This window comes from Shewanella gelidimarina (genome assembly GCF_023283945.1).
Classification (GTDB): Bacteria; Pseudomonadota; Gammaproteobacteria; order Enterobacterales; family Shewanellaceae; genus Shewanella; species Shewanella gelidimarina.
Window position 1 is genome coordinate 37,645 of the sequence record NZ_JAKIKW010000031.1, and the last position, 11,840, is coordinate 49,484.

The following is an 11,840-nucleotide window of genomic DNA, read 5'->3' on the forward strand; positions in this document are numbered from 1 at the left end:
GCCCTTAGGTTATTAAAAATTAAAATGTGCTTTAATAGCTGATTTCAAGTCATTGTCACCAGACACAAACAGTGACTTCATGTTGTGGACTTTTCCGGTTTTGAGTACCGTTTTAGCATGTGAGAAGGTTAAAAAACCCTCTTTGCCATGGTAGTGCCCCATACCTGACCCTCCTATTCCACCGAAAGGAGCATCATCAGCTGCAATGTGGAAGATGCTGTCATTAATACACATTCCACCGGAATGCATCGTTTGCTTAATTCGTTCTTGTAACTCTTGATCTTCAGACATCAGATACAACGCCAACGGTTTATCCTTACTTGATATAATAGCGAGTGCATCGTCCAATTCTCGATAAGTAATAATCGGCAGAATAGGACCAAATATTTCCTCTTGCATGACCGTTGATGTTAATTCTGGGTTTATCACTAAATGTGTCACCATTCGATGTTCAGCCTTGTTAATGGCATTGGAATGGGCGGAGACAACCCATTTACCTTGGTCAATTTCGGAATGTAATAATGCAAATTGACGTTCAAACTGCTGGCTGTTAATGATTGAAGTCCACTGAGGGCTGTCTATACCTTCTGGATATAACACACTAAACTGAGCTTGATATTCGGTAATGAACTCTTGCTCTTTTCCTTCAGGAAGCAGGACATAATCAGGCGCGACACAAACTTGACCACTATTGAGACTTTTTCCACAGATAATACGCTCTACTGCCATAGAGATAGACACTTTGCTATCTACGATAACGGGTGACTTGCCGCCCAGTTCTAACGTGACAGGTGTTAAATTATCCGCAGCAGATTTCATTACTAATTTCCCTACTCGAGGTGAACCAGTAAAAAATAGATGATCAAAAGGGAGTGCGCTAAATTCTGCACCTATCTGTGCCTCGCCCTCAACCACAACCACTTCGGTTTCATTAAATACCTTAGCAAGAACATTCTGTAGGGCTGTATTCAAGCGTGGAGTGAACTCGCTTAACTTAATCATTGCGCGATTGCCTGCTGAAAACGCGGCGATCAAGGGTTCTATAGAAAGTAAGATTGGAAAGTTCCAAGGTGTAATAATGCCAACAACTCCCTTTGGTTGATAAATAACTTCAACTTCCGAGGTCATTTCAAGCAACTTACCGGCATCACGGATCGATGGAGAGGCCCATTCATCCAAATGCTCTAGTGTGTAATCAATATGTGATAGGCATGGCACGATGTCAGCGACAAGTGTATCTTCCGCGCTACGATGGCCATAATCATCGCTCAATGCTGCAACGAGTTGCGGGATGTTAAAAACTAACTCAGCTCTTAGTTCGATTAGTTTTTCTACTCTATAATTAATGGTTGATGCTGGTGACTGATTAGCAGCTTGTTTAATGACATCAAAACGTTGCTTTAAGAAATTCATTTTATATACCTCTAAAAATTTAAACTGATTATGTTTTATCGATTAATGGCTCTTCTTTAACTCGACAAACGCATACTAACCGAGCGGTCGGTTAGCAATAATTAGCATGGCTTAAAAGCCAATTAAGTTTTATTGACTAGTTAGAAAAACTTAATTGGAGGTATAGGAGGAGAATAAAGCGTTAACATTTCCGAAGTATCGTCTCTCGAATGCAAAGACTTTTATTTTACATACGAAAAAAGCCCCCAACATTGCTGTAGAGGGCTTCTTCTTAGGATGACACTGAGATAGCAGACTTAGGCAATCGTAACCCTACGTGATAATGCTACACACTCGTCTCTGTTATTACGTATATAGAAAGGACTCCATTTCTGCTAGCCATTTTTCTTGATGTTGTGCCGAGATAGCTGACCTAAACAATGGAACCCCTGGGTTCTATTTGGCCATTTTGAAAAACAAAAAGCAAAAAGCCCGATATCTTTCGATATCGGGCTTTTCTAATGTGGCGGAGAGATAGGGATTTGAACCCTAGATAGGCTACAAACCTATGCCGGTTTTCAAGACCGGTGCATTCGACCACTCTGCCATCTCTCCGAACGCCGCGAATAATATAGCGCTCGATTAATCTTGTAAAGGCTTAATTGTAGATTTTGATGTACTTGGTCAATTACACTGCAAATTGACTACTTTTCGTCTCTATCTACGCCAACTCTAGCCGGATCAGGGAAAACAAAGTTTTTATTAGCCTCTTCCCATGACTTATAGTTACGCAGTTTAAAGCCAACAAAGACAATAAATGAACTGAGCATGATGCCCCAGCCTATTGCCGTTTCGCCTTTACTCGCCCAAATAGCCACTAAGCTTGAAGCGCCGAATGATAAGCTAATTTGTATGAAATTTTGAAGTCCTGCAGCTTTAGCGGCATTTTTCGAAAATTCCTGTAACGCACCATTTACCACTATCGGATAGATAGCACCATTACACGCTGCTAAAACAGAAAATGCTGCAAGCAATGGAAATATGGAAAGTCCTTTAACCAAAATAGTAACGATAACAATGGCAAAAACACTGAGACCAAATATACTCAGAAGTACTTTAAGCGCAGCCTCAGAACCTGATTTACGAATAAGCGTCTTACTCGCATAACCGCCTAAAATAAACATTAGTGTTTGTGGAATGAAGCTAAGGCCGATTGCTGTTGCATCGAATCCATGCTGTTCCATTACCATTGGCCACACCGTAAGGTAGGAGAAAAATGCACCTGAGCATGCACCGAAGATAATAACGTTACCTAAATATTTGGTATTTTTTAAAATTGAAAGGTAACTAATCTGGCTGGTTTGTTTTTCAGTGACCTTAGTTTCACTAGGGACAAAGAAAAATGTTAACGCAATCATGGCTACTGCTAAACAGCTCAATGTAATGAAGATACTTTCCCACCCAAAATACTGCAGTATAAAGGCACCCAAAAGTGGCGCCAATGCAGGTGAAAGCGCGACTAAAGGCATAATGTTTGAGAATACATTTTGTGCTTTGTTAGCATCGTATTTTTCAATCACAATGGCTTGCCAAATAACACCGGCAGAGCAGGCACCGATAGCTTGCGCAAATCGGGAAAGGTTAAACACCAACATTGACTCGCTTGTCGCAAGTGAAAGACTCGCCAATGTAAATAAGGATAAGCCAAAAATAAGCGCGTTTCGTTTACCAAAACGTTCAACTATTGGACCATATATAAGTTGACCTAATGCTAACCCAGCCAAGAAAAATGTTAATGACATTGCCACTTGTGAGGGGGATGTTGCCATTGTGTCTTCAATTGCTTTGAAAGCAGGCAAATACATATCAGTGGCGATGAATCCAAGCATGCTTAACAGCGCTAGGTAGGATAGAAATATATAGTATTTAACGTTCATTAGAGATTTCATAAGTAAAAAATTGAATTTGGATTAATTAAGTCGGGCAGTGTAAACACTTGCTAAATGGCTGTGAAACGTTTATTTTTCATATTAGCCTTCAAAAAAACTCACAGCAGGATGTGAACCATGATTTCAGAACAATCTATGCGGTTAATTGATATGGTTGCGCGCGTAGGTAGCTTTACCGCTGCCGCCAACAAACTTCACAAAGTCCCTTCAGCTGTAAGTTACGCCGTTAAGCAAATTGAAGAAGAACTCGGGGTGATCCTATTTATTAGGCATCACCGCAGTGTTAGCTTAACGCCAGCGGGTGAACATTTTGTAAAACAGTCACGCAGCATACTCACTGAAATGGAAACCATGCGCTCTGACACTATTAGAGTGGCTAATGGATGGCAACCTACTTTGTCTATTGCGTTAGATAACATTGTTCGTGCTGATAAGATCAGTAATTTAATTGCTGATTTCTATCGCACATTTGACAATGTTGAGTTGATTATTCGAATTGAAGTCTTCAATGGTGTATGGGAGTCGATTGCAACGGGACGAAGCGATATTGCCATTGGCGCAACTACCGCGATCCCAGTGGGTGGAGATTACCATTTTAAAGACATGGGTAATATTGACTGGTGTTTTCTTGTCGGCAAAAATCACCCATTAGCAACTATTGACCGGCCAATTACTGATGACGAGCTACGTCAATACCCTTCGATTTGCTTAGAGGATACTTCTCGAGAAATCCCTAAACGTATGACCTGGTTATTAGAGAACCAACGACGATTAGTGGTACCTGATTGGATCCGCGCCATTAATTGCTTCAGAGAAGGCTTAGGAATTGGTTACATGCCCGCACATTTTGCCTATCCTTTCATAAAAACAGGAGCGTTAATTGAAAAACAATTAGAGCGTCCGAAAAAGAAAAGTCCCTGCTGTTTAGCGTGGAACGATGCCAATAAATCCCCTGCCATGGCGTGGGTATTGGATTACTTGGGCGATACCGAAAAACTGCATAAAGATTGGTTAGACTAAAGATTTTGCTCGTCAATCGATGGTGATCCGTCTTGATAATACCGATATACAGGCCATTAGCTTTATCCGACCGTAAAGCTAGGGTATGATTCAGTAACTTAACGAGAGAATTGACACTTATTGAGATTATCGGGAACTACCGGATTAAATAAGGTTCAAACATACAGCTCGAGCATTTGTCTTCGGAGAAAGAAATGAAAGATATGACACAACAAACCGCCTACAGCAGTACGACTGTAGAGGTGAACAAACTGCTTAAAAACACCTATATGCTGCTATCAATGACGTTAGCTTTTTCTGCAGTATGTGCAGGTCTAGCAATGGCACTTGCGATCAGCCCAATGATGTCTTTGGGATTATCAATTGGTAGTTTGGTACTGCTGTTCGTGACATTACGTAAAGCGGAATCTAGCGCGGGTCTCTTCTGGGTATTTGCGTTCACTGGTATGCAGGGTGCATCACTGGGTTATATCCTTAACCATTACGCTGGCATGGCTAACGGCCCACAGCTTATTATGCAAGCGCTAGGCTTAACGTCGGTTATCTTTGTGGCCTTGTCTGGTTACGCGGTTACCACTAAAAAAGACTTTTCATTCATGCGCGGCTTCCTAATTGCTGGCTTGGTGATCATGGTTGTCGGCTTGCTGGTAAACATGTTCTTGGGTAATGGTATGGTCTTTATGGCCCTTAACGCGGGTATTGCATTATTGATGACCGGGTTTATTCTTTACGATACCAGTCGAATCATTAATGGTGGCGAAACAAACTACATCCGCGCGACTATCTCACTATATTTAGATTTCTTAAACCTTTTCGTCGCTCTACTGCATTTAATGGGTATCGGAAGTGATGACTAATACCAATTAATTTTTATTGAGTTAAAATGGTCCTACTTAAGGGCCATTTTTTTTATTATGAGTAAATTTATTATCCAGGTTAACTCCCCTGCCTACGGCAGTTCATCGAGTTATAATGCCTATCGTTTTGCCGAAACAGCCTTAAAGAATGGCCATGTCGTTGATAAAGTTTTCTTCTATCAAGATGGTGTACTCAACACTAATCATCTGAACAGCCCAGCAAGTGATGAATTTGATTTGGGTAAGGCGTGGTTATCGCTCAGTGATCGCTATAACGTGCCATTGATTAATTGTGTCTCAGCGGCTCTGCGCCGTGGCGTATTGTCACAAACTGACGCTAATGAAAACCAATTATCTCATTGGAATATGGAACCTCCATTTATAATGGGCGGTTTAGGTGAGCTGGTGATTGGAATTGAATCTGCCGATCGCTTGATTAGTTTTTAGGAGTTAGCGTTGAAAAAGCTGTGTATTGTGTTTCGCCAAGGTCCTCATGGAACTGCACAAGGTAGAGAAGCCCTCGATCTTGCGTTGTTGAGTGCCAGTTTTGAGCAGGAAGTCAGTCTTGTTTTTACTGATGAAGGCCTGTTGAACCTACTTAATCATCAATCTCCAGAAACCATTGGTGCTAAGGATTATATTGCGACTTTTGGCGCCCTACCTCTTTATGATGTTGATACTATTTTGGTGTGTAAGGACTCGATGAAAGAGTTATCGCTAGTGGAAGATGATCTTAAACTTGCGGCTGAGGTCTGCGAACCACGCATGATAGCGTCACACTTTAGCCAGGTTGATGAGGTCTTAGTATTTTAATGATTTTACATCACATCCAGTCTTCACCAATGCAAAGCTCAGCGTTAAAAACATGCTTACGCTACATAGACCCCTCTGACACCATTTTACTGTCAGGAAACGCGGTAAATTGCCTGCTGACTCAAGAGTGGCAACAACGATTGAGTCCATACAAACTCATGTTGCTCGCTGATGATGTTATTGCGCGTGGCTTACAAGCCCGCTTAAGCGCTTATAAGCACATTGACTATAGTGACTTTGTAGAACAGACGTTAACCCATAAGAAAGTGATTAGTTGGTAATAGATGATTGAATATAACGGACAGCAGATAGAAACAGATCACCAAGGCTATTTAAAAGTCGCCAAGGATTGGAGTCCAGAACTCGCGTTGCTCATTGCTCAAGATGAACAAATAGTGCTTACGGATGCACATTGGGAAGTCATTAACTTTGTCCGCAATTTTTATTTAGAATTTAAAACAAGCCCAGCGATCCGCGTGTTAGTCAAAGCGATAGGACAAAAGCTAGGAGCCGATAAAGGTAACTCAAAATACCTGTATACCCTTTTTCCTATTGGACCCGCTAAACAAGCAACTAAAATCGCGGGACTGCCTAAGCCAGCAAAATGCATTTAGTGATGTTCTAATCAATTGCATCATCAATATTGACCCATCAAGCCCTATCAGTAGGGCTTTTTTGTGGCTAGTGCTTTTGGCTAAGGCAGCGAAATGCCAATTGATAGTACGATCTTTAACAATGAATGTAGTGCATGAACCTAAATGAATGGGGATCGAGTTGTAATTTGATGGTTGTACATGAGTTACTTTCCCCTTCCCCTGTCCGTACCGCTATCTAAAGCGTGTATAAGCGCGGATAGCTTGGTGATGGGCGAGTTTATTCACACAGTAAAGACGAGTGTCTTTATCGAGGATTGCTAAATTAAAGACACAAAAAAGCCCCGACTAATGTCGAGGCTTAAATGATGGTACCCGAGGCCGGACTTGAACCGGCACGCCTATTAAGCGAGGGATTTTAAATCCCTTGTGTCTACCGATTCCACCACTCGGGCAAACTCGTTGATTTTGATGATGCGTGTTATCGGTAGAAACACTGTAGTTAATCACTTAACCACTCATCAAACTCTTAATCTTTGGAGGCGCGACCCGGAGTCGAACCGAGATAGGCGGATTTGCAATCCGCAGCATAGCCATTCTGCCATCGCGCCGGTGTTAAATTGGAGCGACATATCAGGTTCGAACTGATGACCTATACCTTGGCAAGGTATCGCTCTACCAACTGAGCTAATGTCGCGTTTCAATTTAATCTGTAACCTAGTTCTTGCTTAGTTCGCTTCCCCTTGACTACGGGATGGCATTCTACCGATTTGCCCTAGAGAGTCAATCTCCAAAAATCATTTTTATGACTGTTTGATGTTAAATTCATCAAAGATAACGTTTTTTGTTCTTATTGATCGAAACTTGCTCAGTGATAATGCTTAACGCCCTGCCCGCTCAACAATACCCGGCTAACTCAGACGAATAAATGAAGAGTTCGCTTTACCCTTTTACCTTTATATCGCTATCAATAAAAACAATGTTCATTAAAAGCCGATGATTCAAGCAAATGGGTTTAATCTAGAAATAGTTACTGAGTGATTGGCTGCTGGATAATTGAAATTCAATACCGATATAAATGTAAGAGACTAAAAACAAAAACGCCTCTGTAATAGAGGCATTTTTAATAGCATTAACTCAAATCAATCTTAGCCAAGCGGCAATGATTGATAGTTAAGGCCTAACATCTTTTGCATAACACCAACGACCTGGCAGCTATAGCCAAACTCATTGTCATACCATACATACAGAATCGCACGCTTGCCATCTGCAATCGTTGCTTGAGAATCAATAACACCTGCATATCGAGAACCGACTAAATCACTTGATACTATCTCTGTAGAATCGGTGAAATCGATTTGGTTCTGCAGATCAGACTGTAGTGCCATATCTTTCAGATATTCATTTATTTCATGCTTATTAGTTTCACCATTTAGGTTCAAGTTAATAATTGCCATTGAAACGTTAGGCGTTGGAACACGAATAGCATTACCCGTTAGCTTACCTTCAAGAACCGGTAGCGCTTTAGAAACCGCTTGAGCAGCACCGGTTTCAGTGATCACCATATTTAGCGGAGCACTGCGGCCACGACGGTCAGCTGAGTGATAATTATCAATCAGATTTTGGTCATTGGTATAAGAATGAATAGTCTCTACGTGACCGTTTACAATACCGTATTTATCGTTAACAGCCTTAAGCACAGGTGTTATCGCATTTGTGGTACAGCTTGCGGCTGATACAATGGTGTCTTCTTCAAGAATGTCTGATTCGTTTACACCGTAAACGATATTCTTAATCGCACCTTTAGCAGGCGCGGTCAACAACACTTTGCTAGCACCTTTTGATTTAAGGTGTAAGCCAAGACCCGCTTCATCCTTCCAAATACCCGTGTTATCAACTACCAGCGCATTAGTGATCCCATGCTCTGTATAGTCCACTTCATCTGGAGAGTTTGCATAGATAATTTGAATATAAGTACCGTTTGCAATAATGGCATTGTTCTCTTCATCAACTTCAACTGAACCATTAAAGGGTCCATGAACTGAATCACGACGCAGTAAACTTGCGCGTTTCTCTAAGTCGCCCTTACGGCCACCACGAAGTACAATGGCACGAAGTCTAAGCTTGTTGCTTACACCTGTTCTTTCAATTAGCAGGCGAGCCAATAGGCGTCCAATACGGCCAAAACCGTAAAGTACAACATCTCTCGCTTCTGTATCTTCTTGTGTGATTGCTGCTGCCAGTTCACTGCTCATGTAAGCTTCGATTTGGCTAGCATCTTTATATTCGCGCCAGTAGTTAACAGCAAGCTTACCAATATCTACTTTGCACTGTTTTACCGCTAATTTGCTTAAAGCTTCGATAAATGGAAAGCTTTCACGTAGTCTTAGTTTGTCACCAACATGGCGACGTACTAGGCGATGTGATTTAATGATTTCAATGGTAGAGGCATTTAGTAAGGGTTTACCGTAGACGACAACTTCTACACCTTGGTTACGATATAACTTACCAAGTAGAGGCTGCATAGCCTCAGCCATTTCGAAACGTTCTTGCCAGCTTTGTAGGTGTTTATCAGCGCTCATTAACAGATCCTTTATCTCACTTTTCTGATTTTTTATCAGAAATGTTTGAGTAACAAAAAGAAAAGACCAATAATCTAGGTTATGTAGGCTATCTTTCCCCGTTTGGTCGGCGCTATTGTAATGAAAAGTCGCCTTTCAGGCTAGTTAGATATTTTATATAACAATGTAATTTTATTAGAAAAAAATACGCTTGGAGCCCCTTTTGAGTAGAAACTTTGTAATGTTTACATCATTTTTAGTATTTATTGCTTTTTTTGGGCTGTTTGGCTGTGAACCTAGCTCAAATACAGAGGCTATATGTAACAAAAATCCTGAACTTTGTTCGGATTTGCATAAAGATAGTTGGTGTCGATTCGAAAAAGGTGACCTTATTCGTGGCCGTTACAAGTTAAAGCAGACTAAAGAGCCCAGAGGTGAGCAATTATTTGACCAGTTATTGTACCTTGAAGATTATAACAAGTGCATTGAGCTAGCCGCAGGAGTACAACATATACTGCATCCTGAACGTTCTAATGATCGTGCTCGAGCATTTGGCCTTAGCTCCCAAACATTAATGCAACTTCAAGAAACCACCAGACATAGTCAAGATCCCCATTTAGCCTATTATCATTGGTCACGATTTAATGATGTCGAGTCTGGCAAGGTGTTATTTGCAGCAGAAAGAAACGGCCTTATTAAAGATATCAGATTAAAAGCCCAACTTGCGGCACATTTTTTAAGAGAAAATCCGCTAAAATCGAAACGTTTATATGCTCAAGCATTAGATGGAAGTGATAAAGACACATTCGATCCTGACTGGTTGCTCGCCTTAGCGACCATTTACCAGCAAGAACAGCGCCCAGAAATGCATTACTTACTGTCAAAAACCAATATCATTATTACCCAAGCTAATTTTGCCGAAAAAGAGATGTTAGCCATGCTCCAAGGTAATAGATTGTTGCAAGATAAATTAGATAAAGAAGCTAAAGATTTGGCAGATGTACTAAAATCTGGAAAGTATGCAGAAAGTAAGCTAAGAATCGTATTGGAACAGGACTTAAACCAAGAAACTGAGTAAAAAGCATCATGTAATTTGTATTCGGCAATATGTTTGCCAACTTACAGTTTTTTTCAATATTTAGTAGAAAAATAGCTCAATACGCGATCCATGTAAAAAAATTACCAACTTTGTTAAGAGAATTCGGCCTATTTGGCCGATATTACTTGACGGTAGCTGTCAGTTTGGTAATTTTACAACCAGATTCTATTTATACTTTTCCTTGAGGGATATGAGATGACTATCCGAGTTGCAATTAACGGCTATGGCCGTATCGGCCGCAATGTTCTACGCGCTTTATATGAAAGCGAAAAGAACCACCCAATCAAGATTGTTGCTCTAAACGATCTTGGTGATGCTTCAATCAATGCTCACTTAACTAAATACGATTCTGTTCATGGTCGTTTCGATGCGAAGGTAGAACATACTGATGAAGCTATTTTTGTTAATGAAGATAAAATTCTAACGTTCCAGGAACGTGATCCTTCAAAACTTCCTTGGAAAGAGCTAGAGATTGATGTTGTTTTTGAATGTACAGGTATATTCACTTCTAAAGAATCAGTCCAACCACATTTAACGGCCGGTGCTAAGAAAGTTATTATTTCTGCTCCAGGTAAAAACGTTGATGCAACTATCGTTTACGGTGTGAACAACGACATCATTACAAGCGACATGACGGTTATTTCAAGTGCATCTTGTACCACTAACTGTTTAGCACCCTTTGCTAAGCCGTTGAACGATGAAATTGGCATAGAATCTGGTCTTATGACGACCATCCATTCTTATACCAATGATCAGCGTTTATCTGATGTATATCATACTGACCCGCGTCGTGCTCGTGCTGCCGCGCTTAATATGATCCCAACACGTACTGGTGCCGCTGCTGCAGTAGGTCTTGTTGTCCCTGAACTTGCTGGTAAGTTTGATGGTCTAGCCGTTCGTGTTCCAACAATTAACGTTTCTCTTGTCGACCTGTCGTTTGTTGCGGCTCGTGACACAACGGTTGAAGAAGTTAACGCTATCATTGAAAAAGCGGCTTCTATCGCGCCGTTGAGTGAAGTGTTAGCGGTTAATCATGAACCTTTGGTTTCTATTGATTTTAACCACAACCCGTTCTCATCTAACTTTGATGCGACTCAGACCCGTGTTAATGGTCGTTTAGTCAAAGTGATGTCTTGGTATGACAACGAATGGGGTTTCAGTAACCGCATGTTGGATAACGCTGTTGCGTTAATGTCAGCTAAGTAAAACCTCAGATTTCTTGAGTGAAAAGCCCAGCTAAATGTTGGGCTTTCTTTTAGCTATAGATTGCGCCTACATTCACTAGACACAGATCGCCTCTGCATTTATCCGTCCTAAAAACAGTCTTTTAGCACCACTTTTTAACCGCTCGTCATATTCCCTATATTGTTTGCTCGCCACTATCATGGACAACATTCTCGTTAATCCTTTTAATATCTCTATATTAAACAACATTAAGGTTAAGCTTGAAGTGGCATAGTTAATTTGGCCATCTAGTTAGAGGTTGATATTATGGCCTCGTTATTATTTAGGTGATCGTATGACTAAACGTATAAAACGTAATTTTACCCCCGAAT

Annotated in this window: 11 protein-coding genes and 4 tRNA genes; 8 read left to right on the top strand and 7 right to left on the bottom strand. The window is 40.9% G+C overall.

Features of this window, described 5'->3' with window-relative positions:
* Nucleotides 1–12: 12 nt before the first annotated feature.
* The 3 genes from L2729_RS19710 to punC all read right to left on the bottom strand — a co-directional run bounded on the left by L2729_RS19710 (nt 13) and on the right by punC (nt 3,341).
* Nucleotides 13–1,413, bottom strand: coding sequence for an aldehyde dehydrogenase family protein (locus L2729_RS19710; protein WP_248989790.1), 1,401 nt, complete (start codon nt 1,411–1,413; stop codon nt 13–15).
* Nucleotides 1,414–1,916: 503 nt separating this feature from the next.
* Nucleotides 1,917–2,007 (bottom strand) — tRNA-Ser (locus L2729_RS19715).
* A gap of 89 nt (nt 2,008–2,096) precedes the next feature.
* Complete coding sequence (gene punC / locus L2729_RS19720) at nt 2,097–3,341, bottom strand: purine nucleoside transporter PunC (RefSeq protein ID WP_248989791.1); 1,245 nt, start codon at nt 3,339–3,341, stop codon at nt 2,097–2,099.
* Nucleotides 3,342–3,458: 117 nt separating this feature from the next.
* Here punC and punR point away from each other — a divergent pair, with 117 nt between their 5' ends.
* The 6 genes from punR (at nt 3,459) to L2729_RS19750 (ending at nt 6,645) form a co-directional block, all read left to right on the top strand.
* The gene (punR, locus tag L2729_RS19725) at nt 3,459–4,361 is read left to right on the top strand and encodes a DNA-binding transcriptional activator PunR (RefSeq protein ID WP_248989792.1); all 903 of its coding nucleotides are present in this window, start codon (nt 3,459–3,461) and stop codon (nt 4,359–4,361) included.
* A gap of 203 nt (nt 4,362–4,564) precedes the next feature.
* The gene (locus L2729_RS19730) at nt 4,565–5,218 is read left to right on the top strand and encodes a Bax inhibitor-1/YccA family protein (protein WP_101090264.1); all 654 of its coding nucleotides are present in this window, start codon (nt 4,565–4,567) and stop codon (nt 5,216–5,218) included.
* Nucleotides 5,219–5,275: 57 nt separating this feature from the next.
* Entirely contained in the window at nt 5,276–5,665 is a 390-nt protein-coding gene (gene tusD, locus L2729_RS19735; protein ID WP_248989793.1) for a sulfurtransferase complex subunit TusD, read from the top strand.
* Nucleotides 5,666–5,674: 9 nt separating this feature from the next.
* Nucleotides 5,675–6,031, top strand: a complete 357-nt coding sequence (tusC, locus tag L2729_RS19740) for a sulfurtransferase complex subunit TusC (protein WP_248989794.1) — start codon at nt 5,675–5,677, stop codon at nt 6,029–6,031.
* A complete protein-coding gene (gene tusB / locus L2729_RS19745; protein WP_248989795.1) occupies nt 6,031–6,312 on the top strand; it encodes a sulfurtransferase complex subunit TusB in 282 nt (93 codons plus the stop codon). The genes tusC and tusB overlap by 1 nt, the downstream gene beginning before the upstream one ends.
* Nucleotides 6,313–6,315: 3 nt before the next feature.
* Complete coding sequence (locus tag L2729_RS19750) at nt 6,316–6,645, top strand: TusE/DsrC/DsvC family sulfur relay protein (protein WP_248989796.1); 330 nt, start codon at nt 6,316–6,318, stop codon at nt 6,643–6,645.
* 348 nt (nt 6,646–6,993) lie between these two features.
* On the opposite strand, the gene L2729_RS19755 is transcribed toward L2729_RS19750, so the two are convergent.
* From L2729_RS19755 to L2729_RS19770, 4 genes are all read right to left on the bottom strand, one after another.
* A tRNA-Leu gene (locus L2729_RS19755) sits at nt 6,994–7,079 on the bottom strand.
* An 82-nt stretch (nt 7,080–7,161) separates the two neighbouring features.
* Nucleotides 7,162–7,235, bottom strand: a tRNA-Cys gene (locus L2729_RS19760).
* Nucleotides 7,236–7,245: 10 nt separating this feature from the next.
* Nucleotides 7,246–7,321 (bottom strand) — tRNA-Gly (locus tag L2729_RS19765).
* 451 nt (nt 7,322–7,772) lie between these two features.
* Nucleotides 7,773–9,206, bottom strand: coding sequence for a glyceraldehyde-3-phosphate dehydrogenase (locus L2729_RS19770; RefSeq protein ID WP_101090198.1), 1,434 nt, complete (start codon nt 9,204–9,206; stop codon nt 7,773–7,775).
* Nucleotides 9,207–9,426: 220 nt separating this feature from the next.
* Here L2729_RS19770 and L2729_RS19775 point away from each other — a divergent pair, with 220 nt between their 5' ends.
* On the top strand, nt 9,427–10,263 hold the full coding sequence (locus L2729_RS19775) for a DUF2989 domain-containing protein (protein WP_248989797.1): 837 nt from the start codon (nt 9,427–9,429) through the stop codon (nt 10,261–10,263).
* A gap of 216 nt (nt 10,264–10,479) precedes the next feature.
* Complete coding sequence (gap, locus tag L2729_RS19780) at nt 10,480–11,490, top strand: type I glyceraldehyde-3-phosphate dehydrogenase (protein WP_248989798.1); 1,011 nt, start codon at nt 10,480–10,482, stop codon at nt 11,488–11,490.
* Nucleotides 11,491–11,840: the final 350 nt, after the last annotated feature.

Coding starts and splice junctions, on each gene's coding strand:
- L2729_RS19750 (WP_248989796.1), top strand. CDS start 6,316: ATGATTGAATATAACGGACAGCAGATAGAAACAGATCACCAAGGCTAT.
- tusD (WP_248989793.1), top strand. CDS start 5,276: ATGAGTAAATTTATTATCCAGGTTAACTCCCCTGCCTACGGCAGTTCA.
- punC (WP_248989791.1), bottom strand. CDS start 3,341: ATGAAATCTCTAATGAACGTTAAATACTATATATTTCTATCCTACCTA.
- punR (WP_248989792.1), top strand. CDS start 3,459: ATGATTTCAGAACAATCTATGCGGTTAATTGATATGGTTGCGCGCGTA.
- L2729_RS19710 (WP_248989790.1), bottom strand. CDS start 1,413: ATGAATTTCTTAAAGCAACGTTTTGATGTCATTAAACAAGCTGCTAAT.
- L2729_RS19730 (WP_101090264.1), top strand. CDS start 4,565: ATGACACAACAAACCGCCTACAGCAGTACGACTGTAGAGGTGAACAAA.
- gap (WP_248989798.1), top strand. CDS start 10,480: ATGACTATCCGAGTTGCAATTAACGGCTATGGCCGTATCGGCCGCAAT.
- L2729_RS19775 (WP_248989797.1), top strand. CDS start 9,427: ATGTTTACATCATTTTTAGTATTTATTGCTTTTTTTGGGCTGTTTGGC.
- tusB (WP_248989795.1), top strand. CDS start 6,031: ATGATTTTACATCACATCCAGTCTTCACCAATGCAAAGCTCAGCGTTA.
- L2729_RS19770 (WP_101090198.1), bottom strand. CDS start 9,206: ATGAGCGCTGATAAACACCTACAAAGCTGGCAAGAACGTTTCGAAATG.